General features: G+C 62.3%; 29 protein-coding genes. 19 read left to right on the top strand and 10 right to left on the bottom strand.

Annotated elements, in window-relative coordinates; genetic code table 11:
* From FSY45_RS17795 to FSY45_RS17775, 5 genes are all read left to right on the top strand, one after another.
* Positions 1 to 783 (top strand): hypothetical protein, encoded by a 783-nt coding sequence (locus tag FSY45_RS17795; protein ID WP_046460504.1) that lies wholly within the window; start codon positions 1 to 3, stop codon positions 781 to 783.
* Between the two features lie 81 nt (positions 784 to 864).
* Positions 865 to 1,701, top strand: a complete 837-nt coding sequence (locus FSY45_RS17790; protein WP_046460432.1) for a tRNA-uridine aminocarboxypropyltransferase — start codon at positions 865 to 867, stop codon at positions 1,699 to 1,701.
* A gap of 156 nt (positions 1,702 to 1,857) precedes the next feature.
* Positions 1,858 to 2,820: a transporter substrate-binding domain-containing protein gene (locus tag FSY45_RS17785; protein ID WP_052951043.1), complete on the top strand. Its 963-nt coding sequence runs from the start codon at positions 1,858 to 1,860 to the stop codon at positions 2,818 to 2,820.
* Positions 2,821 to 2,870: 50 nt separating this feature from the next.
* On the top strand, positions 2,871 to 3,641 hold the full coding sequence (locus FSY45_RS17780) for a sterol desaturase family protein (RefSeq protein ID WP_003066987.1): 771 nt from the start codon (positions 2,871 to 2,873) through the stop codon (positions 3,639 to 3,641).
* Between the two features lie 435 nt (positions 3,642 to 4,076).
* Positions 4,077 to 5,180 carry an acyltransferase gene (locus FSY45_RS17775; RefSeq protein WP_034350912.1) on the top strand — a complete coding sequence of 368 codons (1,104 nt, stop codon included), beginning with the start codon at positions 4,077 to 4,079 and terminating at the stop codon, positions 5,178 to 5,180.
* A 5-nt stretch (positions 5,181 to 5,185) separates the two neighbouring features.
* On the opposite strand, the gene FSY45_RS17770 is transcribed toward FSY45_RS17775, so the two are convergent.
* Positions 5,186 to 5,857: a DUF924 family protein gene (locus tag FSY45_RS17770; protein WP_187427567.1), complete on the bottom strand. Its 672-nt coding sequence runs from the start codon at positions 5,855 to 5,857 to the stop codon at positions 5,186 to 5,188.
* A gap of 277 nt (positions 5,858 to 6,134) precedes the next feature.
* Between FSY45_RS17770 and FSY45_RS17765 the strand changes: the two genes are divergently transcribed.
* On the top strand, positions 6,135 to 6,665 hold the full coding sequence (locus tag FSY45_RS17765; RefSeq protein WP_046460434.1) for a hypothetical protein: 531 nt from the start codon (positions 6,135 to 6,137) through the stop codon (positions 6,663 to 6,665).
* Between the two features lie 67 nt (positions 6,666 to 6,732).
* On the opposite strand, the gene FSY45_RS17760 is transcribed toward FSY45_RS17765, so the two are convergent.
* Positions 6,733 to 7,542, bottom strand: coding sequence for a substrate-binding domain-containing protein (locus tag FSY45_RS17760; RefSeq protein ID WP_003066994.1), 810 nt, complete (start codon positions 7,540 to 7,542; stop codon positions 6,733 to 6,735).
* Between the two features lie 163 nt (positions 7,543 to 7,705).
* On the opposite strand from FSY45_RS17760, the gene FSY45_RS17755 reads away from it, so the two are divergent.
* Positions 7,706 to 8,590, top strand: coding sequence for a LysR family transcriptional regulator (locus tag FSY45_RS17755; RefSeq protein ID WP_046460435.1), 885 nt, complete (start codon positions 7,706 to 7,708; stop codon positions 8,588 to 8,590).
* A gap of 17 nt (positions 8,591 to 8,607) precedes the next feature.
* Here the strand turns inward: FSY45_RS17755 and FSY45_RS17750 are convergent, their stop codons facing one another.
* Positions 8,608 to 9,651, bottom strand: a complete 1,044-nt coding sequence (locus tag FSY45_RS17750) for a tripartite tricarboxylate transporter substrate binding protein (RefSeq protein ID WP_046460436.1) — start codon at positions 9,649 to 9,651, stop codon at positions 8,608 to 8,610.
* A 234-nt stretch (positions 9,652 to 9,885) separates the two neighbouring features.
* On the opposite strand from FSY45_RS17750, the gene FSY45_RS17745 reads away from it, so the two are divergent.
* The 3 genes from FSY45_RS17745 to FSY45_RS17735 all read left to right on the top strand — a co-directional run bounded on the left by FSY45_RS17745 (position 9,886) and on the right by FSY45_RS17735 (position 12,455).
* A complete protein-coding gene (locus FSY45_RS17745) occupies positions 9,886 to 10,608 on the top strand; it encodes a glutathione binding-like protein (RefSeq protein ID WP_012840269.1) in 723 nt (240 codons plus the stop codon).
* A gap of 147 nt (positions 10,609 to 10,755) precedes the next feature.
* Complete coding sequence (locus FSY45_RS17740; RefSeq protein ID WP_046460437.1) at positions 10,756 to 11,811, top strand: pirin family protein; 1,056 nt, start codon at positions 10,756 to 10,758, stop codon at positions 11,809 to 11,811.
* 158 nt (positions 11,812 to 11,969) lie between these two features.
* Positions 11,970 to 12,455, top strand: coding sequence for a peptidylprolyl isomerase (locus tag FSY45_RS17735; protein WP_034350897.1), 486 nt, complete (start codon positions 11,970 to 11,972; stop codon positions 12,453 to 12,455).
* A 146-nt stretch (positions 12,456 to 12,601) separates the two neighbouring features.
* On the opposite strand, the gene FSY45_RS17730 is transcribed toward FSY45_RS17735, so the two are convergent.
* Positions 12,602 to 13,519: a phosphoribosylaminoimidazolesuccinocarboxamide synthase gene (locus tag FSY45_RS17730; RefSeq protein ID WP_003067010.1), complete on the bottom strand. Its 918-nt coding sequence runs from the start codon at positions 13,517 to 13,519 to the stop codon at positions 12,602 to 12,604.
* 441 nt (positions 13,520 to 13,960) lie between these two features.
* On the opposite strand from FSY45_RS17730, the gene hpf reads away from it, so the two are divergent.
* The 3 genes from hpf (at position 13,961) to hprK (ending at position 15,946) form a co-directional block, all read left to right on the top strand.
* Positions 13,961 to 14,320, top strand: coding sequence for a ribosome hibernation-promoting factor, HPF/YfiA family (gene hpf / locus FSY45_RS17725; protein ID WP_003067012.1), 360 nt, complete (start codon positions 13,961 to 13,963; stop codon positions 14,318 to 14,320).
* Positions 14,321 to 14,476: 156 nt separating this feature from the next.
* Positions 14,477 to 14,950: a PTS sugar transporter subunit IIA gene (locus FSY45_RS17720; protein WP_034347954.1), complete on the top strand. Its 474-nt coding sequence runs from the start codon at positions 14,477 to 14,479 to the stop codon at positions 14,948 to 14,950.
* A gap of 36 nt (positions 14,951 to 14,986) precedes the next feature.
* On the top strand, positions 14,987 to 15,946 hold the full coding sequence (gene hprK / locus FSY45_RS17715; protein WP_003060345.1) for an HPr(Ser) kinase/phosphatase: 960 nt from the start codon (positions 14,987 to 14,989) through the stop codon (positions 15,944 to 15,946).
* Here hprK and FSY45_RS17710 read toward each other — a convergent pair.
* From FSY45_RS17710 to fur, 3 genes are all read right to left on the bottom strand, one after another.
* On the bottom strand, positions 15,943 to 17,163 hold the full coding sequence (locus tag FSY45_RS17710) for a DUF1501 domain-containing protein (protein ID WP_046460438.1): 1,221 nt from the start codon (positions 17,161 to 17,163) through the stop codon (positions 15,943 to 15,945). The genes hprK and FSY45_RS17710 overlap by 4 nt on opposite strands.
* 11 nt (positions 17,164 to 17,174) lie before the next feature.
* The gene (locus FSY45_RS17705) at positions 17,175 to 18,770 is read right to left on the bottom strand and encodes a DUF1800 domain-containing protein (protein ID WP_148748124.1); all 1,596 of its coding nucleotides are present in this window, start codon (positions 18,768 to 18,770) and stop codon (positions 17,175 to 17,177) included.
* 163 nt (positions 18,771 to 18,933) lie between these two features.
* Positions 18,934 to 19,359, bottom strand: coding sequence for a ferric iron uptake transcriptional regulator (fur, locus tag FSY45_RS17700; protein ID WP_003060349.1), 426 nt, complete (start codon positions 19,357 to 19,359; stop codon positions 18,934 to 18,936).
* A 146-nt stretch (positions 19,360 to 19,505) separates the two neighbouring features.
* Here fur and FSY45_RS17695 point away from each other — a divergent pair, with 146 nt between their 5' ends.
* The 5 genes from FSY45_RS17695 (at position 19,506) to FSY45_RS17675 (ending at position 22,823) form a co-directional block, all read left to right on the top strand.
* Positions 19,506 to 20,051, top strand: a complete 546-nt coding sequence (locus FSY45_RS17695) for an outer membrane protein assembly factor BamE (RefSeq protein WP_046460440.1) — start codon at positions 19,506 to 19,508, stop codon at positions 20,049 to 20,051.
* A gap of 106 nt (positions 20,052 to 20,157) precedes the next feature.
* Positions 20,158 to 20,991 (top strand): 4-hydroxy-tetrahydrodipicolinate reductase, encoded by an 834-nt coding sequence (dapB, locus tag FSY45_RS17690; protein WP_003061575.1) that lies wholly within the window; start codon positions 20,158 to 20,160, stop codon positions 20,989 to 20,991.
* A gap of 60 nt (positions 20,992 to 21,051) precedes the next feature.
* The gene (locus FSY45_RS17685; protein ID WP_046460441.1) at positions 21,052 to 21,711 is read left to right on the top strand and encodes a MotA/TolQ/ExbB proton channel family protein; all 660 of its coding nucleotides are present in this window, start codon (positions 21,052 to 21,054) and stop codon (positions 21,709 to 21,711) included.
* 11 nt (positions 21,712 to 21,722) lie between these two features.
* Positions 21,723 to 22,166, top strand: a complete 444-nt coding sequence (locus FSY45_RS17680; protein ID WP_003061580.1) for a biopolymer transporter ExbD — start codon at positions 21,723 to 21,725, stop codon at positions 22,164 to 22,166.
* Between the two features lie 279 nt (positions 22,167 to 22,445).
* Positions 22,446 to 22,823, top strand: coding sequence for an HPF/RaiA family ribosome-associated protein (locus FSY45_RS17675; protein ID WP_003060358.1), 378 nt, complete (start codon positions 22,446 to 22,448; stop codon positions 22,821 to 22,823).
* A 124-nt stretch (positions 22,824 to 22,947) separates the two neighbouring features.
* On the opposite strand, the gene FSY45_RS17670 is transcribed toward FSY45_RS17675, so the two are convergent.
* Both FSY45_RS17670 and FSY45_RS17665 read right to left on the bottom strand, forming a co-directional pair.
* Positions 22,948 to 24,348: an aspartate ammonia-lyase gene (locus FSY45_RS17670; RefSeq protein WP_034350879.1), complete on the bottom strand. Its 1,401-nt coding sequence runs from the start codon at positions 24,346 to 24,348 to the stop codon at positions 22,948 to 22,950.
* A gap of 287 nt (positions 24,349 to 24,635) precedes the next feature.
* A complete protein-coding gene (locus FSY45_RS17665; protein ID WP_012840259.1) occupies positions 24,636 to 25,568 on the bottom strand; it encodes a pirin family protein in 933 nt (310 codons plus the stop codon).
* A 232-nt stretch (positions 25,569 to 25,800) separates the two neighbouring features.
* Between FSY45_RS17665 and FSY45_RS17660 the strand changes: the two genes are divergently transcribed.
* The gene (locus tag FSY45_RS17660; protein ID WP_046460442.1) at positions 25,801 to 26,082 is read left to right on the top strand and encodes a hypothetical protein; all 282 of its coding nucleotides are present in this window, start codon (positions 25,801 to 25,803) and stop codon (positions 26,080 to 26,082) included.
* Positions 26,083 to 26,216: 134 nt separating this feature from the next.
* Here FSY45_RS17660 and FSY45_RS17655 read toward each other — a convergent pair whose 3' ends face one another.
* Entirely contained in the window at positions 26,217 to 26,633 is a 417-nt protein-coding gene (locus tag FSY45_RS17655) for an OsmC family protein (RefSeq protein WP_003072435.1), read from the bottom strand.
* Positions 26,634 to 26,708: the final 75 nt, after the last annotated feature.

Below are 26,708 nucleotides of genomic sequence, written 5' to 3'. Positions count from 1 at the left end.
ATGCCTCATTGCTGGATCAAACGCTGCGGAGTCTGGACCGTTGCCATGGCTGGCGCAGCCCTGCTGCTGGCCTGCTCGGACTCCAAGACCGAGGGCGCCGCGCCCCCGGCACAGGCTCCGGCCGCTGCGCCGGCCTCCGCGCCTGCACAGCCTGCCACCCAGGCCAAGCGTGTGATCGATCAGTTGTTCAGCACCGAAACCATAGGCATGAATCTGGCCTATGTGGAAAAGATTGCCGGCCCGGCCATGCGCTCGGAATTCCATCGCCACCAGTTCCGCACCGACGGCTGCGATATCACTCTGGTCAGCGACGAGGCCGACAAGGTGATCGAGTCTGTCGAGATCGATATCGCACCCAGCTGCAATCTCTCGCTCAAGAGCGTGCTGAACGTGTCCGAGGGGCAGCCCGATATCAAGCTCGGCGACCTGACTTTCGGCAGCTTCGAGCCTTTGCTGGATAGCCGTTACTACGCCGACTGCCTGACGTTGTGCGGCAATGCCGCAGACCCCGTGGTCTATCTGGAGGCCAAGGGTTCGCGCCTGACCAACTTCATCAATTACTCGGTGCAGGCCCCCATGGTGGACGGCAAGGTGCTGGATGCGACGGCCGCCTGGCGTGACGCCATGGTCAAGGCAGAGTCCGAGGACTATGTGCTGGACACGCGCTTCAACTGCGAGCCGGATCGCTTCAGGAATGTGATTTCCACCGGACTCAGGAATGCCAGGCCCACGGTGTTCAGCTTCGGTCGTGGTCCGACCTTCGAGCAGGGCGACTGCGACTAAGCGGCGCTCCTGCAGCATCAGCACTGGATTTGGCAAAGGCGGGACAATCCGGGCATCTGTTCGAACCCGCTGGTGTCCGTCTTGCCTGCTTCCACGCCTTTGTCCCCTGCCGCTCTGACTCCGCAGAAAACTCTTGCCTCCACGCTGTCTCCGCATGCCGTCTCGCGCTTGCGCCAGGCGCGGCTGGCACGAAGCACGCGCCCGTTCCTGGCGCGTGGCGGCCCCAAGGGCGAGCGCTGCGAGGGCTGCCGTTTGCGCCCCTCCCACTGCATGTGCGCACTGCGCCCCGAGCTGGCCACGCGCGCGGCCTTCTGCCTGCTGATGCATGATGCCGAGCCGCTCAAGCCCAGCAACACCGGCTGGCTGATCGCCGATGTGGTGAAGGACACCCATGCCTTCGGCTGGTCGCGTACCGAGCTGGATCCGCAGCTGGAGGCTTTGCTGGCCGATCCGCAGTGGCAGCCCTATGTGGTCTTCCCAGGTGAATATGCAGAGCCTGCCGAGCGTGTGCTGGAGACGCTGGACGGCGGCGACAGCCGTGCGCTGCAGCCCGGCAGGCGCCCGCTGTTCATACTGCTGGACGCGACCTGGTCGGAGGCGCGCAAGATGTTTCGCAAAAGCCCGTATCTCGATGGCTTCCCCGTGCTCAGTCTGCACCCGGATCTGATCTCTCGCTATCAATTGCGCAGATCCAAGCGCGACGATCATTTCTGCACCAGCGAGGTGGCGGCCCTGTGCCTGGAGCTGGTGGGCGATGCCGGCGATGTGCAGGCCGGCCGCGTGCTGGAGAGCTATCTGGGCGTGTTCACCGAACGCTATCTACAGGCCAAGCACCAGCAGCCGGTCGATGAGGCCAGTAGCGCCCACCAGCGCCTGCGTGAACTGATGAGGGCAGCCCCCGCCAAACGCGACGCATGAAGCGCCGTGCAGGCATAAGCATTCCACTCAAAGCAATAAGCGAACACGGACAATCGGTCCAGGGCCTCATGAGTGCATGAGGTGTGTGCCGGATCGGGTGGGTGATGAGCGCCGATGACCAGGGGTCTCGGCGCTTTTGTTTTTCGGGAGTGGGTGATGGGCAAGTCGTGGAAATGGGTGGGGTTGGCAGCAGCGCTGGTATGCGCGGGCTCGGCCATGGCTGCGGGCAAGACTGAGGCGGCGAGTTCCAATATCGGCTCTGGTATCGACACGGCCGTGGATCTGTCCGCATCGCCCACGTTGCAGCGCTGGCAGGCCGGCGGCACCGTGGTGCTGGGGGTGCGGGAGGCAGCAGTTCCCATGTCCTACGCGATCGGTGCCAACGAGAAGTTCGTCGGCTATCACATGGACCTCTGCGAGCGCGTGGTGCATGCGATTGCACCTCGGGCCCAGCTCAAATACATGGTGCTGACGCCGCAGAACACCATGCCGCTGATCAATAACGGCACGGCCGATTTCAATTGCGCCAGCATGACCAACAACCTCACGCGCCAGAAGCAGGTGGCGTTTGGTTTGACCACCTATGTCAGCGAGGTGCGCATGGCCGTGCGTGTCGACTCGGGCATCACCTCGTTCAAGCAGCTGCAGGGGCGCAATGTGGGCGCCATCACGGGCACGACGGCGGTGCAGATTCTGCGCAAGTACGCCAGCGACAACGAGCTGAACTTCAAGACGCTGATGAGCAAGGATCAGTTCGAGAGCTTTCTGATGCTGGAGTCGGGTCGCGTCGATGCCTTTGTGCTGGACGACAACATGCTGGCCGGCGTGATCGGCCAGAGCAAGAATCCCAAGGGCTACAAGATTGTGGGCGAGGTGATTGGTGCCGAGCCGATTGCCATCCAGTTCAGCAAGGACGACCCGCAGATCAAGAAGGCCGTGGACGGCGCCATTTTGCAGATGATCCGTTCGGGCGAGCTGCACAAGCTCTACAACAAGTGGTTCATGCAGCCCATTGCGCCCAAGAACGTGAACCTGAACCTGCCCATGGGCGAGGTGCTCAAGAAACAGCTGGCCACGCCCAACGACACGCCGCTGGAGCAGTTCGTATTGCCCCAATAAAGCACTGGAGCGGCGTCAGTCGATAGACTGCATGGCAAACCTCAAGGGGAATGATTGCCGTGCTGGAGTACCTGGTCTATCCGCTGATTGCGCTGCTGTTCGTGGCAGTCTTCACGCGCGAGGTGATTGCGCCCGCCTCGCGCAATCTCTGCGACCGGCGCTGGCTGATCTACAGCAGCGCCCTGGGCGCGCTGACGCTGGTCTGCACGCTGGCGCTGGGCTGGTTGCTGGAGGAGCGCATTCGCCAGCATGCGCTGCTGGATGTGGGCGCACGCTGGAACCCGCTGCTGGTGGGGCTGCTGAGCTTTTTCATCACCAGCTTTGTCTTTTACTGGTGGCATCGCGCCACCCATGCCTCGGACCTGCTGTGGCGCGTGTTTCACCAGCTGCATCACAGCGCGCGTCGCATCGAGGTGCTGACCTCGTTCTACGCCCATCCGCTGGACTCCTGCGCTGCCATGCTGCTGAGCGTGATCTCCAGCTATTGGGTGCTGGGTGCCAGCCCGGCAGCGGCGGCCGTGGCCCTGGGGCTGACGGCGGCCTTCGATCTGTTCACCCATGCCGACATGCGCACGCCGCGCTGGCTCGGCTATGTGCTGCAGCGCCCGGAAATGCATACCGTGCACCATCAGCATGGCCACCATGCGCAGAACTACGGTCTGCCGCTGTGGGACATGCTGTTCGGAACCTGGACCAACCCCGCCGAGCGCGCGCAGAAGCTGGGATTTGATGACGACAAGTCCGAACGCGTGGCCGAGATGCTGCTGTGGCGCGATGTGCACCAGAGTGCACCCGCCTGCGGGCGCCGCAAGTCATCCTGAAGCTTCGAATTTGATAGCTGATGATGCCGATGGGTGGAGCTCGGCATGCTGTTTTTGTTCTTAATTGTTAACACGGATTGCCAAGACCCTGCCAGAGCCCGGCAAGCTCTGCCCCTGGTTTGGGCTGGCGGTAAAAATCTGTTCAAATTGGCCCGGTCTGTTCACCTGTCAACAGACGCCAAGCCGTCTGGCTGTGGGCATTCATAACAATCTGCCGTCTCACCGTCAGTGAGCTGAAGCAGACAAATCGCCTGCCAGGTTCCGGCACCCCCGAGCGCGTTTTCATGCGCTCAGTGACCCCCGGGTCGCTGCAAAGAGCTGTTACTGCCTCTTTGCTCAAACTCTGAATACTGCTTCAGCCATGTCTTGTGCATGGCTGTGATTGTTTGTCTGCAAGCCCGGCCCGTGCCTGGGCGAAAGGAAAGGTGTCCGGTTTTGGTGGAGTCGGCGTTCAAGCTGCGCTACAACCCAGCGCTCGATGGATTGAGAGGCATAGCCATTGTGCTGGTGCTGCTCTCGCATGCACATGCCCCGATGTTCGATGGCGCCTTCTTCGGCGTCGATCTGTTCTTCGTGCTCAGCGGTTTTTTGATCACCTCCCTGCTGCTGATGGAGTATCGGCAGCATGGCAAGCTTGATTACTGGCGCTTTTACCGTCGCCGCTTCTTCCGTCTCATGCCTGCGCTGGCACTGTTCCTTGGAGCCTACTGTGTGTTCGCGCCTTTTATCTGGCCCGATCTCACGGACATCTATTCGGACGCCCTGGTCTCCATTCTCTATCTGGCCGATTACGGCATTGCCTTCTTCGACAGTCCGGACACGCTGCTGCACATGTGGTCGCTGTCGGTGGAGGAGCATTTCTATCTGATCTGGCCGCCGCTGCTGGTTCTGCTGCTGCGCAAGGCCACGCCTGGCCGAGTCTGGGCGCCGCTTGCAGCACTGTGGCTGCTGAGTACGCTGTGGCGCATCTTCTGGGTGGTGCAGGGCCAGCAGTTCTACGAAATCTTTTTCCGCTTCGACACGCGGGCCTCGGGTCTGCTGGCCGGCGCCTTGCTGGCTGCGCTGATGATGGAGCGCCCGCAATGGGTAGAGCGTCTGCAGTCGCTGCGCGCCTACACCATGTGGTTTGTGCTGGCCGTGCCGCTGATCATGGAGCTGGAGTGGGACAACCAGCACGCCATGGTCTGGGGCATCACGGTGGTGGAATGCGCGGCCCTGGTCGTGCTGTTGGCCGTGCAAAAGCCCGCGGGACTGGTCTATGAAATGCTGACGGCACCGGTGCTCATCAAGCTGGGCCAGCTGTCCTATGGCATCTACCTCTGGCATTACCCGGTGGTGCGCTATCTGCGTGCCGATTACTCCTGGCCCGTGACCGTGGTCGCAGGCCTGCTGATCTCTACCGCGCTGTCGGCACTGTCGTTCTACACGGTGGAGCGCTGGGCCATGCGCCACCGTGACCTGGGAGCGAGCAAGAAGCCTGAGCGCCAGCCTCAGGCACGCCAGGAACCCGCGCTGCGCGAGGCTACGCGCGGCTCGTGATCGCCCTAGAAGCCTGAGCCGGGCTGGGCCAGATACTCGGCCTCTTGGGCGGTGCTGGCGCGGCCCAGAATGCTGTTGCGGTGAGGGAAGCGGCAAAAGCGCTCTATCACCACCTGATGGCGATGGGCGTAGTCCAGCGTTCCGGCCAGATATTCGCGCAGCCCGGCGTCCGTGGCGCTCTGCAGCAAAGCCTCGAAGGCGGCCACGCTGCGTTGCTGCATGGCCGGGTCTTCGGCATGCTCCAGCGGCAGATACATAAAGACGCGGGCCACCTCGGGCAGTTGTTGGTCGCTGCCGGCGTCCATTGCCTGCAGCGCCAGTGCCAGGGCCTGCGCGTCACCGGCAAAGCTCTTGGGAGTGTTGCGATGGATATTGCGCGTGAACTGGTCCAGCAGGATCACCAATGCCAGCTGCTGCCATGGACCCTGGGTTGCCCAGTGCTGCAGTGCACCGCCCAGGCCGGCTTCCACGGCAGTGCCAAAGCGCTGGCGCAGCTCCTCATCGAAGGCCGCCGATTTGGTGAACCACTGCGCCTTGTGCTTGAGGGCATCGGCATTGCCAGGCCTGGGGCTGCCGAACCACTGGGTCAGAACTTGGTCGGGCAGGCTGGTGTCCTGGGCGGCGGCGGTCAGCGCCTCATGGCTGACGGGAAGGGAGTTTGCAGTCATGCAAATCATTGTGCATGCACTGCCGCTGGCGTTGACAGTCAACCCTGGATGGCGTCGGACGTTAGATAACAGTCTTTTACCTGCAGATTGCATCAGATAGGGAACTGCGAACACCCATCGAGACTCTGTGGAATAGCAGGCTCAGAGACAATGGATTGATCAAAAACCATAGCTGACAGCGTTGGTTTATCAAGTGTTTGCATGGGTTTTGAATCAGGTTTTACGGAGTTCGGTGGTCGTGATGAATCGGCGCGCATGGTTGGCGGTGACAGTGTTGGGATTGGGAATGGCTGCCACGGGCTGCTCGGGCAAGTCCGTGCCCAGCAGCGTGAGCGTGAGCCAGCAGAAGCTGCAGGAGATGCTGGCCAGGCGTTTCCCCAGGCAGTTTCCCGTGGCGGGTTTGCTGCAGCTGGACCTGAAGGCGCCGCAGCTGAGCATGCTGCCCGAGCGCAATATGCTCAACGCCGTGATCCCGGCCGAGCTCAGCGGCAAGGTGCTCAAGGAGCATTACAGCGGCCTGCTCAATGTCGATTTTGCGCTGCGCTATGAGCCCACTGACCGCACCTTGCGCGCCTACCAGATCAAGGTCAACCAGCTCAGCATGGACGGGCTGTCGCCCGCGCTCAGCGATATGCTGGGCACCTATGCCACGGCATTGGCCGAGCAGGCCATGGGTCAGGTGGTACTCTATCAGTTGCAGGACCAGGATCTGGCCCTGGTCGATGCGCTGGCCATGGAGCCTGGCGCCATCACCGTCACCGCCCAGGGGCTGACAGTGGCACTGGTGCAGAAGGCCAGCGCGGGCAGCAAGCGCTGAGCTGCCAGGCGACAAAAAAGCCCGCAGGCGTCTGCCTGGCGGGCTTTTTTTCGGGGTCATGCGGCGCTCAGCGGGGCTTGGCGACGGGCTCCAGGCCGGTGTCACGAATCGTCTTGGCGGCGGCTGGCGAGGTGTAGTACTTGAGCAGTTGCTCCAGCCCCTGCGGGTTGGTTGAGGTACTGGCCGTGCCGGCCGAGAAGATGGTGTAGTGCTGCACCGAATCGGGCAGGGTGCCGACATAGCTGATGCCCTCGATGGGCAGCAGTTCGCTGACCTGCTGCAGGCCGATTTCGGCCTCGCCTCGCGCCACGATGGTGCCCACGCGCTCGGTCACGATCTTCCTGCTCTTGGGCATGACCTGGTCGTGAATGCCGAGTTTCTTGAGCATCTGGGTTTCGTAGTAAGTGCCGCTGGCGCTGGCCGAATAGGCAATGCTCTTGGCGTTGAGCAGCACCTGACGCAGCTTGTCCTCGCTGCTGATGTCGGGGATGGGGGCACCCTTCTTCACGGCCACGCCCACGGCCGAGCGCACCAGGTCGATCTGGGTGCCGTTGCGCACCAGGCCCTTGGCGGCCAGATCGTCGAGCGCACCGCGCGCCAGAATCACCACATCGGCCTTCTCGCCCTTGCTCAGGCGATTGGGAATGGAGGTGGGCGAGGCCCCCATGGAGGAGCCATAGGCCGACTCCACCGCCAGGCCGGTCTGGGCCGTGAACTGAGGCGCCAGCAGCTTGTGCGCTGCGGTGAAGCCGCCCGAGGTCATGAGACGCACAGGCTCCTTGGGCGTGCTGCTTGGCTGCTGGGCGCAGCCTGCGGCCAGCGCCACAGCGCTGATCAGCAGGGCTCGGCGGACGGTGAAAAGGGGAAACGGCTTCATCAATGTCTCTCTGTATTGGGCGGGCGGGATAGGCCTTGAACCCTTTTGGAATCAACGCAGGCAGCTACTTTCGTCATGGCTGCTGCGGCTGACCGGATTGTGAAAAGCTGCGGCTATTGCGTCCAATACCGTTTGCGTCTGGACTTGATACGAAAATCGTCCTATGGATTTGCGCCGTCTGACCTGTTTTCTGGCTGTGGCCGAGGAGCTGAATTTCAGCCGTGCGGCCCAGCGCTTGCATATGAGCCAGCCCCCGCTGAGCCAGCAGATCCGTCTGCTGGAGCAGGAGATGGGGGCGCAGTTGTTCGAGCGCTCGCGCCGCGCCGTGGCGCTGACGCCGGCAGGCCTGCTGCTGCAGGACAAGGCGCGGCAGATCGTGGAACTGCATCAGCAGGCGGGCGAGCTGGTGCGCATGGCAGCCCATGGCCTGGCGGGGCGTTTGCGCATCGCCTTCACGGCATCGGTGCCGCTGTTTGACGAGTTCTCCACCATGTTGCGCGACTTTCGCAGCCGTCACCCGCAGGTGGAGCTGGATCTGCAGCATATGACCACGGGCGAGCAGATCGCGGCATTGACGACGGGACAGATCGACATCGGCTTCATGCGTCCCTCGCCGACGTTTCGCATCCCCGTGCCGATTAGGGAGCAGACGCTGTGGCGCGATGAGCTGAAGCTGGCCCTGCCGGTGGCACATGCCAAGGCGGCTGCGGGCGAAGCACTGGCACTGAGCAGCCTGGCCGACCAGCCTTTTGTGCTGCACCCGGCCGTGCTCGGCGGTGGTCTGCACGAACATATTCTGGCGCTGTGCAGCGAGGCCGGCTTTGTGCCGCGCATCGCCCAGCCGGCACGCGAGACCTCGACCATGCTGGCGCTGGTGGCCGCAGGCCTGGGTCTGTCCATCGTGCCCAGCGTCTATGAGCGCATCTGCCCGCCCGGCGTGGTGCTGCAGCCGCTGGCCGACGCCGCGCGCCATTCGCGCATCGCGTTGGTCAGCATGCAGCAGGCGTCGTCACCCTGCGTGCAGATGTTCTGGCAGTTGCTGCGCTAGGGCGGCCTTCGCCGGCATCAGTCCGCGCGAATATCGGCGGCTCGGATGACGTCGCCGAGTTCCCGGGTTTCGGCCTGGATGAAGCTGCCGAACTGAGCCGGTGTTCCTCCCAGGGGCGTGGCACCCATATCGGCCAGCGTCTGGGTGACCGCAGGCGTGGTCAGCGCCTTGTTGAGTGCAGCGTTCAGCGTCTGGATCACGGCCTCGGGCGTTCCCTTGGGCGCTACAAGGCCCCACCATACGGTAGCTTGCACATCCACGCCCAGGGAGCGCGCAGTCGGCACCTGAGGCAGCAGGCGCGAGCCATTCTTGTTGAGCACCGCCAGTGCGCGCAGGTTGCCGCTGTTCACATGACCCGCGACTTCCAGTGGGTTGATCGCCATGAAGTCCAGACGCCCGCCCAGCAGATCCGTCACGGCGGTGGAGCCACCCTTGTAGGGAATATGAACGCCCTTGAACTGCCCGGCTTTTTCCAGCAAGGCACTCGCCATATGGCCCGAACTGCCCACGCCTGCCGTGCCATAGGACAGGGCGCCGGGCTTGGCCTTGCCCGCTGCAATCAGTTCGGCCAGGCTTTTGTACGGTGACTTGGCGTTGACCACGACCACCAGTGGCGCCTCGCCGATGCGCCCTACGGGAATCAGGTCGGTCGCGGGGTCGAAGCTGAGCTTGGAGTACAGCGCCTTGTTGGTGGTCAGCGTGTTCGAGGCCGTCAGCAGCGAATAGCCATTGGGCGCGGAGCGTGCCACTGTCGCCATGCCGATATTCGTGCCGCCTCCGGGCTTGTTTTCCACCACGATGGACTGACCCAGAAACTCCGCCATGGGCGTGGTGACCAGCCTGGTCACGATGTCCACGCCTCCGGCCGGCGAATACGGCACGACGACCGTCACGGCGCGCTCCGGAAAGCCTGCGGCAGCGGTCGCACCGCTGGCCAGCATCAGCCCTGCAGCCAGCGCGGTAGCGCCTAGGCTCAGCACTTGTCGCCGGTTCAGCAAAGCGCAAGCAGGCGTCTTTGCGCCGGTGAGAAAAGAATCGGGCCTCCCAGGAAGCTGATGCATGTCATATCTCCGTGTTCACTTCTTGTAGACACCCAATATCACCCGCTGAAGCGCCGTCTTCGATGAGGGAATCTGCGTACCCGCATCTGGCCATCTCAGCCATCGGCAGCGCTGCCTGCAAGGCCGCATGACAACCGTTAGGATGCTCGGGCGCTCTGTGTCGTGGCTTGCCAGGTCACGCTGCCACCCCCTTGCGGGGCCGCAGAGATTGCCAACACGCTCCGAAGGAAACCCATGACGCAACCCCAAGTCCTCGCCGATTTTTCCGTGACCCGCAAATGGCCCGCGCAGCACCCCGAGCGCATCCAGCTTTACTCGCTGCCCACGCCCAACGGCGTGAAGGTATCGATTGCGCTGGAGGAAATGCAGCTGCCCTACGAGGCGCACCTGGTCAGCTTCCAGACCAATGACCAGCTCACACCAGAGTTTGTCGGCACTTTTCCCAACAACAAGATTCCCGCCATCATCGACCCGCAAGGCCCGGGCGGAAAGCCACTGGCGCTGTTCGAGTCGGCGGCCATCCTGATCTATCTGGCCGAGAAGAGCGGCAGCCCGCTGCTGCCCGCAGACCCCGCGGCGCGCTACGAGACGCTGCAGTGGCTGATGTTCCAGATGGGCGGCGTGGGACCCATGTTCGGCCAGGTCGGCTTCTTCCACAAGTTCGCGGGCAAGGACTTCGAGGACAAGCGCCCGCGCGACCGCTATATCAACGAGTCCAAACGCCTGCTGGGCGTGCTGGAGCAGCGCATGCAGGGCCGCGAGTGGATCATGGGCGCGCAGCTCACGATTGCCGATATCGCCATCTGGCCCTGGGTGCGCAATATGGTCGACGAGAACGGCTACAACGCCGCCGAGCTGGTGGGCTGGAACGGGTTTCCGGAGCTGCAGCGCGTGCTCAAGGCCTTCATGGCCCGCCCGGCGACGCAAAAAGGTCTGAACATTCCGCCGCGCGGCTGAGCGCCGACCAGGGCAGTATGGGCTTGCCGCTGTTGCAAAAGCGGCAAGTACTGTCCCAGCGGTGATGTCTTTCAAACCCGTGGGCTGGCCTTATCTTCGAGACTTAGGGCCCTGCAACTGGCAGTGGCCTCTCAAGAGGAGAACTCCATGACCACGAATCGCCAACCCATTCTGGAAAGCGCCCCCTTGGGGCCGCGCTGGCCCTGCCTGGATCCCTTTCTGTTCTGCGCTCACCACGATGACAGCTATCCGGCCAGCAACGGCAAGATGGGCGTGCAGGCCGTGGAGTTCGAGGGACGCGAGATGGGCAGCGACTTCAGCGCCCGCAACGGCTTCTCCATGTACCACGGCGAGCCGATTCCGGGCTTTCCGGGCCACCCGCATCGCGGCTTCGAGACCGTGACCCTGGTGCGCAAGGGCCGCATCGACCATGCGGACTCGCTGGGCGCAGCCGCACGCTTCGGCGGAGGCGATGTGCAGTGGCTCACGGCCGGCAAGGGCATCCAGCATTCGGAGATGTTCCCGCTGCTGAACAGCGACAAGCCCAATCCGCTGGAATTGTTCCAGATCTGGCTGAACCTGCCTGCGAAGAACAAGATGGTGGAGCCCCATTTCACCATGTTCTGGAACGAGCAGATCCCGCGCCTGAGCTTCAGCGATGCGGCGGGCCGCAAAACCACCGTGACCGTCGTGGCTGGTGCCCTGGACGGTGCGGACAAGGCCTTGCCGCCTCCACCCGAATCCTGGGCCTCCCAGGCCGACAGCGATGTGGCCATCTGGACGCTGGAGCTGGAGCCCGGTGCCCGCTGGACCCTGCCCAGGGCAGCCGGTGACCAAACTCACCGCATGCTCTACTTCTTCGTAGGCAAGAGCATGACTGTGGGTGGCGAAGCCGTGAACGGACATCTGGCCATGCATGTCGACGCTCAGCGCGAGCTGGAGCTGGTCAACACCGGCGATGTCAGTGCAGAGCTGGTGCTGCTGCAGGGCAAGCCGATCAGCGAGAAGGTGGCGCAATACGGCCCCTTTGTGATGAACACGCAGGAGGAGATCATGCAGGCCATGCAGGACTACCGCCGCACCCAGTTCGGCGGCTGGCCCTGGAAGGACAGTGATCCGGTGCATGGCAGCGAGAACCGCCGCTTTGCGCGCTACCCAGGGGCCGACGTCGACGAGCAGCCCCCAGTGCTGGCTGCCACCTGAAATTTCGCTGCTGGAGGCGGTTGTTCAAACGCTGCGACAATGTGCGCCTGACCGCCATGACCCATTGCTGGCCATGGCGGCTTTGTTTTAAAGCCGCTCAAACCGCTGCCTGCGATGGGCCGAATGGTGCGAGTCGCTCGCGGAATCTCCAAACTGTCATGAACATCACCAAAGACACTGCCGTCACCATCAACTACAAGATTCACGAGCTGCTCGCGGGCGGCGTGGCCGTCAAACTGCTGGACAAGGGCGATGTGGCCTATCTGCACGGCGGCTATGACAACATCTTCGCCAAGGTCGAAGCCGCTCTGGACGGCAAGCAAAAAGGCGATACCGTGACTGTGGACCTGGCCGTGGCGGACGCCTTCGGCGAGCGCGACGAAAGCCTCAAGCGCACCATTCCCAAGGGCGAGTTCCCTGCAGGCGTGAAGGTGGGGGGCCAGCTGCGCGGCACCAACGACCAGGGCCTGCCCCAGATCTACAACGTGGTGAAGATCAAGGGCCCCGTGGTGCTGCTCGACGGCAACCACCCTCTGGCCGGCTTCGCGCTGCGCTTCAGCGCAGTGGTCAACGAGGTGCGTGCGGCCTCCGAGGAAGAAATCGCCCACAAGCATGTGCACGGTGGTCACGGCCATCACCACTAAAAACATAGCTGTCAGCGCATGCTCATAAAGGATTCCAGAATTATTTCAGGCTGAAATCTTCTTTCTGAAAGCGCAAGCTGCTATCAAAATAAAAAGGCCCCCGGATTTCTGTTCCGGAGGCCTTTTGTCTGCTTGGCACCGATCGCTCAGGCGGTCAGGCGATCCAGCGCTTCGCGGTACTTGGCCGCCGTCCTGTCGATCACTTCCTTGGGCAGGCGGGGCGCGGGAGCCTTCTTGTCCCAGGCCTTGCCGTTGACCTGGGCCTGCTCCAGCCAGTCGCGCACGAACTGCTTGTCGTAGCTGGGAGGGTTCTCGCCCTTGGCCAGTGCGTCCTCGTAGCCTTCCACGGGCCAGTAGCGCGAGCTGTCGGGGGTCAGCACCTCGTCCATCAGAACCAGGGTGCCGTCTTCGGTCAGGCCGAACTCGAACTTGGTGTCGGCAATGATCATGCCCTTGGTCAGCGCGATCTCGGCCGCTTCCTTGTAGATGCGGATGGCGGTATCGCGGATCTGGGCCGCGAGCTGCTCGCCCACCATTTCCACAGTGCGCTCGTAGGTGATGTTCTCGTCGTGGTCACCCATTTCGGCCTTGGCCGCGGGGGTGTAGATGGGCTCGGGCAGCTTGGCCGCGTTGGTCAGGCCGGCGGGCAGCTTCACGCCGCAGACCGATTGCGATTCCTGGTATTCCTTCCAGCCGCTACCGGCCAGATAGCCGCGCACCACGGCTTCGATCAGCACGGGCTTGAGGCGCTTGACCAGCATGGAGCGGCCTTCGACTTGCTTGACTTCCTCGGGCTTGACCACGGACTCGGGCGCTTCGCCGGTCAGGTGGTTGGGGCAGATATGGCCCAGCTTGTCGAACCAGAACAGCGCCATCTGCGTCAGCAGCACGCCCTTGCCGGGGATGGGCTCGCCCATGATCACGTCAAAGGCGGACAGGCGGTCGGAGGCCACCATCAGGATGCGGTCGTCGCCCACGGCGTAGTTGTCGCGGACCTTGCCACGTGCGAGCAGGGGCAGCGAGGCAATGTTGGAGGTATGCAGGGCGGAGGGCTGGGTGGTCATGGTCGAGATAGGGCTGTCAGGCAATTCAGGCGTGCAGTCGGTCAGCAGGCGCCTGAAAGCCCAAGGGGCTGCCAGCGTCGCAGGCCCGAGAGGCGGCTGCGTAAAAACGCGATTTTAATGGCGCAGGCAGGGGTTTGGACGGTCACGGTCTTTGCCAGTGCGCGCCTGCTGCGATCGAGGCCCTGGGGCATGCCGGCGTATCCCTTGCATGCGGGCCAAAGCCACTCATTGTGGCGTCAAAACCGCCTGTCATCAAACCGACAAACAAGGCCCCTGGCGAGCCTGCGCTATCACGGTCATTTCGTTGCCTTTGGCGTGGGGCGGGCGCATAGTGGGTTCACAGCAAAGACGAATGCGCATTCCGAACTGCCAGGCTGCGGCACAGCCATCAGGCGCTGTGAAACCGCAGTGATTTCACCGAGAGCTAAGGAGTGTTTTGTTATGAATTTGACGATTAGCGGGCATCACCTGGAGGTCACTCCCTCGCTGCGCAGCTATGTCATGGCCAAGCTGGAACGCATTCTCAGGCACTTCGATCAGGTTGTGGACGTGAAGGTACTGCTCACAGTCCACAAGCAAAAGGAAAAAGACAAACGACAGCGCGCCGGTTGCACGGTGCGCGTGAAAGGGCAAGACTTGTTCGTGGAGACGCAGCATTTCGACCTCTATGCCGCCGTGGACGCCCTGGCCGATAAACTCGACCGTGTGGTGATGCGCTACAAGACTCGTCAACAAGGCCCGCGTGCCACAGCCAAGCGACTGGACTCCGGGGGCTTGCAGCTGGCGCAGGTGTCAGCTTGATGAAAGCGAGGCGCAAACCTAGCTTTTGCGCCGGTTTGTTGCAGGGCTGTCGCCTTGTTACAACGCTAAAAGCGCCGCCCTACGGGGCGGTTTTTGATGGTGATCAGGGTTTCCCCACGGTTTTCAGCGCTGCGGTGCATAATTGTTGATCACACCATGAATCGCCTAGCTTCTATCCTTCCCGCCGCTCAAGTGCTTGTGAGCGTTGATGTCACCAGCAAGAAACGCGCTTTCGAGGAAGCGGGTTTGCTCTTTGAGAGCTTGCATGGTCTGTCTCGTGCCCTGATCACCGATAGCCTGTTCGCACGCGAACGCCTGGGCTCTACCGGTCTGGGGCATGGAGTTGCCATTCCCCATGGCCGCATCAAGGGCCTGACGGCTCCCATGGCGGCAGTGTTCCAGCTGGCCAACCCCATCGGCTTCGATGCGCCCGATGAGCAGCCGGTCGGCCTGCTGATCTTTTTGCTGGTGCCCGAGGCGGCGACACAAAAGCACCTGGAAATCCTCTCCGAGATCGCCGAGCTGCTCAGCGACAGCCAGTTGCGCGAGCGCCTGAAGTCGTCCACCGATGCGCAGCAGCTGCACGGCATGATCGACAGCTGGCAGTCCTCCATCACCTCCCAGGCCTGAGTCCTGGCCCTTCTTTTTGACTGACAGGGCCTTGCCATGAGACCCAGCGCCATCAGTGCCGACGTTCTGTTCGAGGCATTTCGCAACTCCAGCCTGCGCTGGCAGTGGATAGCGGGGCTGGGCGCCTCCGAGCGCCGCTTTGACGAGATGGCCGTGCGCTCGGCCCGCTCGGGTGCCGATCTGGTGGGCTATCTCAACTACATCCACCCCTACCGTCTGCAGGTGCTGGGCGAGCGTGAAATCGCCTATCTGACCAATGCCACCTCGCAAGACTGCTTGCGCCGCATTGCCCGCATCGTCACGCTGGAGCCGCCGGTGCTGGTGCTGGCCGACGGCCAGGACGCTCCCGACGAGCTGATCTCCATGTGCGAGCGCGCGCATATCCCGCTGTTCTCCACCAAGGAGCAGTCGGCCTTTGTCATCGACGTGCTGCGTGCCTATCTGTCCAAGCATTTCGCCGATCGCATCACCATGCACGGCGTGTTCATGGATATTTTGGGCATGGGCGTGCTGATCACGGGCGAATCGGGCCTGGGCAAGAGCGAGCTGGGGCTGGAGCTGGTCACGCGCGGCAACGGTCTGGTGGCCGACGATGCGGTGGACCTGTATCGCATCAACCAGACCACGGTCGAAGGCAAATGCCCCGAGCTGCTGCAGAACCTGCTTGAAGTGCGCGGCATCGGCCTGCTCGATATTCGTGCCATCTTTGGCGAGACGGCAGTGCGTCGCAAGATGCGGCTCAAGCTCATCGTGCACCTGGTGCGCAAGGAAACCATGGAGCGCGAATACGAGCGCCTGCCCGCCGAGCCGCTGACCCAGGACGTGCTGGGCGTGCCCGTGCGCAAGGTGGTGATTCAGGTGGTGGCGGGCCGAAACATCGCCGTGCTGGTGGAAGCCGCAGTGCGCAATGCCATTTTGCAGCTGCGCGGCATCGACACTTACCAGGAATTCGTGATGCGCCACCGCCGCGCCATGGAAAGCGGCGAGTCGTTCTAGACCAGCTGCAGCCTGCCTGGCTGGGACGTCGGAAAGATCTGCTGCAGCTGCGCTGTGTTCAAGCCGTACATGCGCGCGAACAGGCCGCCGAGCAGGGAACGGTATTCGTTGAGCACGGGGTAGTCGCGGTTCTGGAACAGCGCTTTTTCGGTGACTTCGATCTGCTCGCCCAGCACCTTGCCGCCGGCCTGGGCCGAGAGGCCGCCGCCGAGAAACCAGTAAGCCGTGCCATGGCCGTGGTCCGTGCCCTTGTTGCCGTTTTCGCGGAAGGTGCGCCCGAACTCGCTGATCACTGCCACCACGGTATGGCGCCAGGTTTCGGCTCCCATGGATTCGGCGAACGTCGCCAGGCCCTGGCTCAGGTCGCCGAGCCGGTTGGCCAGATTGCCGCTGGCGGCGCCCTGGTTGACATGGGTGTCCCAGCCTCCGATATCGACAAAGCCCAGGTCGAATTGCTCGCGCATCAGATGCGCCATGCGCTGTGCGACCAGGCTGAAGCCCTTGGCACTGATGGCATTGCGCCCGGCCTGGTCCATTTCCTCCTGCATGCTGCGCTGCACGGCACGCTGTACCGCAAAGCCTTCGCGCACCGGAGCTTCCAGTGCCGAGCCCTGGTACATGGAGGCAATGGTCTGGCTGCGCTGCTCGTCCAGCGCAGACTTGCGCACGGAGGCCAGCGCCATGTTCGCCACCTGGGCGCTGCCGCGCAGGCATAGCGGCAGCTGGGCGGTGAAGGCCATGGGGCTGAGGTTGAGCCGGCTCTGGCTGTCGGCCTGCAGTACCCGGGTCAGCCGGTTCAGAAAGCCGCTCTGATAGCTTTTCCCGCCTTCCTGGGGCTGGCCCAGCTCGATCGAGTCCTGGGTTTCGAAATGGCTGCGCGAGAGGTCGTTGCTGCCCGCGAACGGCACAAAACAGGCCTGGCCCTGTTCGTACAGCGGCAGCAGACTGCTTTGCAACGCGGGATGCAGTCCCCATTGAGGGTTCAGGGCCAGAGCCCCGTCGGCCGAGCCCGGGCGGGCAATGGCGATGCTGGGCCTGGCCTGATAGTAGAAGTCGCTATGGGTTGGCACCAGCAGGCTGTTGCTGTCGTAGGCGCCGCGCAGGAAGACCAGCAGAAAACGGGGCGAGCCGCTTTGCAAGGGGGCGGCCAGACCTTGGCCCAGCTGGCAGAACAGCGGCAGGGCAGCGCCGAGGCTGAGAAATTGACGTCTTTGCATGGCTGCCCTCCTTAGCGGTACATCATTTCGGGGGCGGAGAGGAAAAAGCTGTTCCTGTCCGCCGGGTTCCTGGCCTGGGCCAGTGCGGCGCGTGTGGCGGCACCCAATGCCGGCACGCGAGCCTGGACGCTGCTGCGCTTGTCCAGGTCGGGATAGGGCGGCTTCTCAAGCGGCTGCTGCGGGCTGCTGCGGAACAGCAGCGCGCCGCGGCTGCCAATCTGCCTTGCCACCTCGAAGCGGGCATTCATCTGGCCGGAGCTGGACCAGTCCGACTGCGTCACGGGGTAGCCGTCGGGTGTTTCGTGGCCGTATAGCGGCTGGCCCAGCTGGTTGAGCCAGTTCTGTACCGGCCCCACATCGCTGGCCACGCGCTGGTCGTAGGCCAGGCGTGTGGCGCCCAGCACATAGTGGACCGGGTCCTTGAAGCGTTGGCCGAATTGCTGAGCCTGCGGGTCGCTCAGCAGGGTTGCCAGCGTGGCGGCAATATCGCCATGGCTGCGCTCGAAGGCTTGGGCCGTGCGCTCGACCACGGCCTGGGGCGGCTTGTCGCCAAGAAAATAGACGCAGAGCTTGCGTGCTATGAAGCGCGCAGTGACGGGCGAGGCCACTATGCGGTCTACTGCCTCGTTGACCTGGGGCAGTCCGCTTTTTTCCAGCGGCCTGCCGAGCAAGACCTGGGGCGTGTAGTCGTGGCGATTGGGGTTGAATTCGAAGAAGCCATGGCGAACGTAGTCGCCCTGGCGTTCGGGGCGCAGCTTGGGCGGCGGGGCATCGACTTCCCGGGTGGAGAAGCCCACACCGGTCAGCACATGGGCCATGGCCTGCACATCGGCCTGGGTGTAGCCGCTGCCCACGCCCATGGTGTGCAGCTCCAGTAGTTCGCGCGCGTAGTTTTCATTGATGCGCCCGGCGGCATTGCTGGCATTGTCCAGATACAGCAGCATGGCCGGATGGCGCATGCTGGCCGTCAGCAGCTCGCGGAATTTGCCCAGCGCATGGGGGCGAATGGCCTGCTCCTCGTAGTCGCCCACCCACATGCGCACATCGCCCTTGCGGGTGCTGACGTTGAAGTGATTCATCCAGAACCAGGTCATTTGCTCCTGCAACTGGTGGGGCGAATAAAGCGCGCGCCAGATATGGCGTTTCTGGGCTTCGCCGCCCAGCTGATTGAGCTGGCGTTGCAGCTCGCTGCGCAGTTTGGCGGCCTCCTCGGGATCCTGGCTGTTGCGAATGGCCAGGCGCTGGTCGGCAATTTCGCGCTGGATCTGCGCCATGGGCTTCTGGCTGATGCCCAGGGCGTCGATGTGCTGCTGCACCTCGGGCGGCATGGGCGCGGAGGAGGGGCTGAGCTGAGCGGCCAGCCAGCGCTTGAGGCCTTGCTGCTGCAGCCGGGCCGCATCATGGTCGGTGGCGCCCCAGGTGACCCGGTCCAGCCATTGCTGGCTTTGCAGCACGCTGGGCTTGTCGGGCAGGGCGCTGCTGCTCAGCGTCTGCAGCACCTCGAGGCTGGGGCGGCTCGATGAGGGGCCCAGCGGTGCGCAGGCGGTCAATGCGAGGGCTGCCAGACAGAGCAGGCCCTGGACAGGTGAAAACGGTAGCAGCCGCATGAACCGGGTCTCCTCAAGCGCGGGAATGACTGCAGCATACGCAGTCCGGCTCGCGTTTGGTTTGAGGCTTGATGGAGCTATGTAAAGAAGTCCTCACCAAATGTAAAAAGGGCAAGACATCTGCATGTCCTGCCCCCTGGGTTCGCCGTCGCGTTTTGCGTTCTTACTTGGCGGCGCGTGTGGCGCATTCGGCGCACTGGCCGTAGAGCGCCATGGAGTGATCCTGAATCACCCAGCCCTTTTCCTTGGCGATCAGGTTCTGGCGCTTCTCGATCTCGGCGTCATAGAACTCCTCGACCTTGCCGCAGCTGGTGCAGACGAAGTGGTCGTGGTGCTGACCTTCGTTGAGCTCGTAGACGGCCTTGCCGCTTTCGAAGTTGCTGCGGATCAGGATGCCGGCCTGCTCGAACTGGGTCAGCACGCGGTAAACCGTGGCCAGGCCGATGTCCGAGCGCTCGTCCAGCAGCACGCGGAAAACATCTTCCGCCGTCATGTGACGCTGGGCGCCCTTCTGGAAGATTTCCAGGATCTTCAGACGCGGCAAAGTGGCTTTGAGGCCCGTGCTTTTGAGTTCATCAATATTTTTCATGTCGGCTCTCTTGGTGGACTACGGGCACATGGAAGGCTGGACTCACTTGTTTAAGGAGAAGCTTTACACGCAGATAAAGGGAATCTCCAAGTGTCTCCGGGGCCTGCCGCTACAATGAACCCGATCATATCCCTATGCCATTACCCATGCATGTTCAAGTCCGTAGCCGCGCAGGTCTGGCCCTGACGTTGGCAATCGCAGCGGCACTGGCCGGCTGCAACAGTATCGATGGCGCCGCGCACCGTGTCGCCAATGCCGTCACTCCTTACAAGGTCGATGTCGTGCAGGGCAACTTCGTGTCCAAGGAACAGGTCGAGGCCTTGCAGCCCGGCATGAGCCGCCAGCAGATTCGCGACATTCTGGGCACACCTCTCGTGACCAGCGTGTTCCACGGCGATCGCTGGGAATACGTGTTCACCATCAATCGCCCCGGTGTGGAGTCGCAGATCCGCAAGCTCACCGTCTTCTTCAATGGCGACGCCTTTGTGCGCGCCGAAGGTGACGAGATGCCTTCCGAGGCCGATTTCGTGGCCAGCCTCAAAGGCATGAAGGGCACGCCCAAGGTTCCGCAGCTGGAAGCCAGCGAAGCCCAGCTGGCCAAATATCCCGCACGCAATAACACCGAAGCCGAGCAGGCTGCGGCCAATCTGCCGCCCGCCGCCACCAGCTATCCATCGCTGGAATCGCGTTAAGCATCAGAACAGGTTGTTCCCCGCTTGCAGAAAGCGGTGGATGCTCTCTTTTTATGACGGCGTGGATGTGATCCTGCCGTCTTTCATTTGATCGAGTGATAGCGCCATGACCGCATCCACCACCCATTCCTCCACCCCTCAGCGCGTTGCTGTGGCGGGTGCCTCCGGCCGCATGGGCCATATGCTGATCGAAGCGATTCTGAACAGCAGCGACTGCGTGCTGGCTGCGGCATTGGACCGCGCCGACAGCCCTGCCATCGGCACCGATCCTTCTGCATTCCTGGGTAAGCCCAGCGGGCTGAAGATCGAAAGCGATGTGCGCGCAGCCCTGTCGAAGGCCGACTGCCTGATCGACTTCACGCGCCCCGAAGGCACGATGGAGCACCTGGCCGTTGCGGCCGATCTGGGCGTTGGCGTGGTCATCGGCACCACAGGCTTCTCGGATGAGCAAAAGACGCAGATCGCCGAGTTTGCCCAAAAGACTTCCATCGTTTTTGCCCCCAATATGAGCGTGGGCGTGAACGTGACCTTCAAGCTGCTGGAGATGGCGGCCAAGGCCTTGCAGCAAGGCGGCTACGACATCGAGATCGTCGAAGCTCACCATAAGCACAAGGTCGACGCACCTTCTGGAACGGCCCTGAAGATGGGCGAAGTGATTGCCGAAGCCCAGGGCACCAGGCTGGCCGACCGCGCCGTGTATGAGCGCTTCGGCCACACCGGCGAGCGCAAGGCCGACACCATTGGCTTTGCCACCGTGCGCGGCGGCGATATCGTGGGCGATCACACCGTGCTGTTTGCCGGTACCGGCGAGCGCATCGAGATCGCGCACAAGTCCAGCAGCCGTGCCGGCTATGCCAACGGCAGCCTGCGCGCCGTGGCCTATCTGGCCGACAAAAAGACTGGCCAGTACGATATGTACGATGTGCTGAATCTGCGCTGACCGCGCAATTTGCAAAGGGGCCGTGACGGCCCCTTGCTATTTCTGGGAGCGAGGTGAGCGATGTCTGCAGGAATGTGGCAATGGCTGGCAGAGGGCGATGCGGTCACATGGGCGACGGCGGCCTTGATGCTGCTGATGTCCGTGCTCAGCTGGGTGGTCATCCTCTACAAGCTCTGGTTTATGGCCGTAGCGCGCCGACGCGTGCCGCAGGCCGTGGCTGCGTTCTGGCAGATGCCCGATCTGGTCCAGGCTATGGCGCAGGTCAAGGCGCTGGATAGACAGGGGCTGGTGCAGGCCATGGCCGATGCCGTGGCGCAGGGCGGAGCGGCAGCGCAAGGCTCTCTGGCACAAAGCGCGGCGCAGGGGCAGCGGCTGTTGCGCAGCCTGCGTGAGGCTCTGGGTCAGGCATCGACCCAGTTGCAATGGGGCCAGACCTTGCTCGCCACCATTGGTGCAACGGCACCGTTTGTGGGCCTGTTGGGTACGGTCTGGGGCATTCACCATGCACTGGGAACGCTGGCGGGCAGCGGTCAGGTCGATATCGCTCAGCTTGCCGGGCCTGTGGGTGAAGCCCTGGTCATGACGGCCGCCGGTCTGGCTGTCGCTTTGCCTGCTGTGCTGGCCTATAACCTGCTCGGGCGTTCGGCCAGCCAGCTGGAGGCTGTGCTGGAGGGGTTTGCCCATGATCTGCATGCCCAGTTCGGAGTGGATGCTTCATAAAGGATGGCGTCATGGCATTCGGTCGCATGAGCCGCCGTCAGGGGGCGGAAACTCCGATCAACACCATCAATGTCACGCCGCTGGTGGATGTGATGCTGGTGCTGGTGGTGATCTTCATTCTGGCTGCTCCCATGCTGGCTGCCACCTTGCGCGTGCAACTGCCCAAGGCGCAAACAGTAGTGCAGCAGACTGCCGTGAGCAAGAGCGATGCCTTGATGGTGGAGGTCAGCCCCACCGGCGAAATCTGGATTCAGGGGGGCGTGGCGGACGATGCGGCAGTGCAGCAGCAACTGGAAGAGCTGGGGCGGCGCAATCCTCAGGCCGAGGTGCAGTTGCGTGCCGACACCAGCGTTCCCTATGGTCGCGTGGTGCAGGTCATGGGCTGGGCCCACGCAGCAGGCCTGACGCGCATCGGCTTTGTCGCGGAGCCTGAATCGAAGGCTGGCATTAACTGACGGCCCGAGGCGTAAAAACGCTTACTTTTTGCAAATTACCGGTCGGCACTTTTTGCTTTGGCTCAAGGGCAAAGCTCATAGAACCTACCCTTGTTGCTATCTCTTTCAAATCCGGGAGAAGCTGCCTCCACAATGGTCAAAGCCCCTGTCCTTTGCTGGCGTAACAAGCCCCGATGGGCAGAACAAGGTTCTGGCGTTACGATGTTTTCGCCTGCCTTTATGGCACCCCTACAGATTTCGCCGCAGCGGTTGCGGCATTTGGTGACTAGGAGGATTTGCATGCAAGTACAGGTTCATGCCGACGATTCCATCCAGGGTGGAGAGTCTCTGGCTCAATGGGCGCAGGAGGAGATCAATGCCAAGCTGGCCCGCCTGAAGGAGTATGTGGTGCGTGTGGAGGTCTTCCTCACGGGCGTTGATGCCCTCAAGACCACGGGCGGCCCAGGCAAACGCTGTGTGCTCGAAACCCGGGCCACGGGTCGCCCCCCCATCGCAGTGAATGCGGAAGCCGAAAAGGTCAAGGAGGCCTTCAGCGCAGCGATTGAAAAGCTCAAACGCGCGGTGGAGACCGATCTTGGCAAGCTCAAGGACAAAAATCTGCGTGAAAGCGTGCGCGGCGTGGATGACCCCAGTGACGAGAATGCCGCAGTGGCTTGAATATGAAGCGTTTTTGGCTTCCTGCCCTTTGAATATAGGCATACCAAGCTATTAAAAGCATATCGACCAAAAAGGGCATGTTCATGGCGAACATGCCCTTTTGCATTGTCGATAAAGAGTGCGCTTATGCAGCGGTCAATGCGCCGGCCTGGGTCAGCTTGTCGGCGACCAGCAGCTTGTTCATTTCGGTCCGGCTCATGATGCCCAGCTCTTCCGCCACCACGGCAATCTGCTTGCCGTTGGCAATGGCGGTCTTGGCAATTTTGGCGGCCTTTTCGTAGCCGATCAGAGGATTCAGCGCCGTCACCAGCGTCACCGACTCGGCAATGCGGGAATCCAGCAGCGCTTCATTGGCCACAATGCCTTCCACGCAGTTGACTTGCAGCGTCTTGCAGGCGCTGCTCAGGTGGCTGAGGCTTTTATGCAGAGCCCAGGCCATCAGCGGCTCGAAGGCGTTGAGCTGCAACTGGCCGGCTTCCACGGCCATGGTGATGGCGGCATCGTTGCCTATCACTTCAAAGCAGACCTGGTTCATTACCTCGGGAATCACGGGATTCACCTTGCCGGGCATGATGGATGAGCCGGCCTGGCGCGCCGGCAGCTTGATGTCTGCCACTCCTGCTTGAGGGCCCGAGGAGAGCAGGCGCAGGTCATTGCTGATCTTGGAGAGCTTGACTGCAACACGCTTCAAGATGCCGGAAATGTCGGCAAAGGCGCCGGTATCTCCCGTGGCGGCGATCAGATCGCCGGCTTTGACGACGGGGACGCCCGAAATTTCAGCCAAGGCCTTGGTCACGGCGCCGGCGTAGCCTACGGGAGCGTTGATGCCGGTGCCGATGGCCGTGCCACCCATGTTCACCTCGGTCATCAGATAGGCGGATTCGCGCAGACGCTTTTCATCGTCGGCGATCATGGCAGCAAAAGCGGAAAACTCCTGGCCCAAAGTCATGGGCACGGCATCTTGTAATTGTGTGCGGCCGATTTTCAGGATATGGGCGAATTCGCCGGCCTTGGCTTCGAAAGCAGAGCGCAACTCGGCCAGGGCGATCAGCAGCTTCTGGATGCCAGCGTAGGTGGCAAGCTTGACGGCTGTGGGGTAGGAGTCGTTGGTGGACTGCGAAGCATTGACATGATCATTGGGGTGGATCACATCGTAAGTGCCTTTGGGCAATCCCAGGTGCTCGAGTGCACGGTTGGCGATCACCTCATTGGCGTTCATATTCGTGGAGGTGCCGGCGCCGCCCTGGATCACATCGACTACAAACTGCTCGTGCAGCTGGCCGGAAATCAGATCATCGCAGGCTTGGGAGATGGCGGTGGCTTGTTTGAGATTGATGGCGCCAAACTGCAGATTGGCCTGGGCCGCTGCCTTTTTGACAAAGGCAAACGCGCGGATCAGCTCGGGCATGTGCGCGACCGAGTGCCCGGTGATGGGGAAGTTCTCCACTGCGCGTGCGGAATGAACACCCCAATACGCGTCGGGAGGGATGGTTTTGATGCCAATGAAGTCATGTTCTTGACGCATTGATCGGCTTTCTTTGCAAAGTTGAGTTGGGCAGGACGTGGCAACGCCCCGGACGAAAAGCGGCGGTCGCATTCTCGTGGCCAGGGCGTTGGCTCGATTATGAAAGCTTGGTGTGCATGAGTCCAAACGTTTCATGCATAACGTCTGGCTTGCCTTCTCTTGAAGAGAGTGCGTTGCCTCTAAAAGCTTTCAAAATTCATCAAAAACTTGCAAAGATGCTTTTATTTTTCTTTTTGAGAAATTCAATTCGCACCAAATTGGTGCGAATTGAATAAGCGCCGGCAGGATTATCTGGAGGCGCGCAGGCTGACGCCAGCCAGTGAGGGAGAGTGCAACGACTTCAGAGGCGAAGCCACGGGCTTGCCAAAACGGCGTGGCTGGCCGTTGACGAGCTCCGCATCGGTGGCCGCCTCTGCCTCCCATTGCTGCTGGGCCTGTTGCATCTCTTCGGTGGTGCGGGCCACAAAGTTCCACCACAGCAAGATGGCCTCATCCATGGGTTCGCCTCCGATGATGATGAGGCGGCTGCCGGGCGTGCATTCCAGCTGCACTTCCTGCGTGCCCACGGGCAGGTAGATCAGCTCCTGCGAGGGCAACACCTGGCCTTCAACCTTCACCTCGCCTGACAGGCTCATCACCGCATGCTCGAAGTCGGCGCGCAGCGGCATGGTGGCGCACGCTTGGCCAGCCGTGCCGCAGGCCAGAAGGTCCACGCCCATCAGCGGGGAGTGGACTTCTGCGGGGGCCGCCAGACCGAGGGCTTCACCGGCCAGCACGGTCACGGCAAAGTCGCCGATCTCGGTCCTGGGTAGGTCGGGGTAATGCTGGAAGCGGGGCGCGATATGGCGATGGCTGTCGGGCAAGGCAATCCACAACTGGGCTGCATGCACGCCCAGTGTCTGGGCTTCTTCGGAGTGGGCAATGCCGTGGCCGGCCGTCATCAGATTGACCTGGCCGGGGCGGATGATCTGCTCGCTGCCCAGGCTGTCGCGGTGCAGTACCTCTCCCTCGATCATCCAGGTGAAAGTCTGCAGGCCGATGTGAGGATGGGGCCCGACCTGCATGCCGGGAGGAGGGGGGACGGCCGGGCCGGCGTGGTCGAGGAAGCACCAGGCCCCTACTTTGCGCAGCGCGGCCTGAGGAATGGCTCGGTGGATGGGGATGCCGCCGACATCGGCTATACGGGTGGGCAGACGTTGTAAGTTCTTTGATTCACTCATGACAAATCCTGACGGCGAGGGGATTCGAGTGTCAGGGATATGCGGTATTCGCGCAATCAGACGGCAGAATGCAGCAACGCCTTGCACGCAGTTACATCACTGTGAGGATTCAGCCAATAGGCTGACACGGGCTCCGCCAGGAGTCGGCTAAGTTAAGGCGTAGGCCGCTAGCAGTGGCTTTCACGTTGTGCAATTCGTGCGCAGCGACCTAACAACTGCAGGAGGAATAAACATGAACGAACACAGCATTCAAGGCAACCAGATCTCGGCAGTCGAGATCCAGCTGTATCCCGAGCACTTTGCCGCTCGCGTCACAGGCAAGGTGGAGCATCGTGTCGGAGATGGTCCGTCCGAGCAGATTCCCATGGGCATAGAGATGAAGGTCGATACCGCCATCGCAAGCTACGTGCTGTCCTGGGTCGATCCAGAGGACCAGCAGCCCGAAACCGCATCTCTGGCCAAACGCGAGTTCGAACACTATGTGGAAGTGGGTGCGCTGGAAGTGACGGTGTAATCAAGTTACACACAACAGCGACCAAAGCCCTGCCGGTGACTGCAGGGCTTTTTTATCGCCTGGCAGTCCCCAAGATGGAGGCGGCCCTCCTTAAGGAGGCGAGTACCACGCGGTGGGGCGTGAGGTGTCTTTTTTCATGCCTGTGCGGCTTCGGTCAAGGCGGTTGGGATGGAAACCTTGCCTTCCAGCAGCTTGTGGACGGGGCAGGCATTGGCAATCTGCAGCAGGCGCTGGCGCTGCTCGTCGTCCAGCTCGCCATGCAAGGTGATGCTGCGCGTGATCTGGTTGGCATCCGCGGGCTTGCCATCGGGGTTGAGTTGCAGATCCACATCGACATGGCTTAGCGGCCACTGCTTGCGACCCGCGTACATATGCAGGGTGATGGCCGTGCAGGCTCCCAGGGCCGAGAGCATGAGCTGCATGGGATTGGGCGCAGTGTCGGCGCCGCCATCATTCACGGGTTCATCGGCATGCCAGACATGGCCTTGGGCATCGGTCAGAGTGATGCGGTACGGGGTGGGGCTGCTTTGTGCGTGTGCGCTGTGAATCATTCGCTGCTTCTCCATAAAACCTGGGCCACTTTAAGCGCTGCCTGCAATCCTTGCAGTCATATCCGTTATCGATTC

Origin of the sequence: Comamonas sp. Z1 (assembly GCF_008121555.1) — a bacterium.
Lineage (GTDB): Bacteria > Pseudomonadota > Gammaproteobacteria > Burkholderiales > Burkholderiaceae_C > Comamonas > Comamonas thiooxydans.
This window is presented reverse-complemented; position numbering and strand designations above follow the sequence as displayed.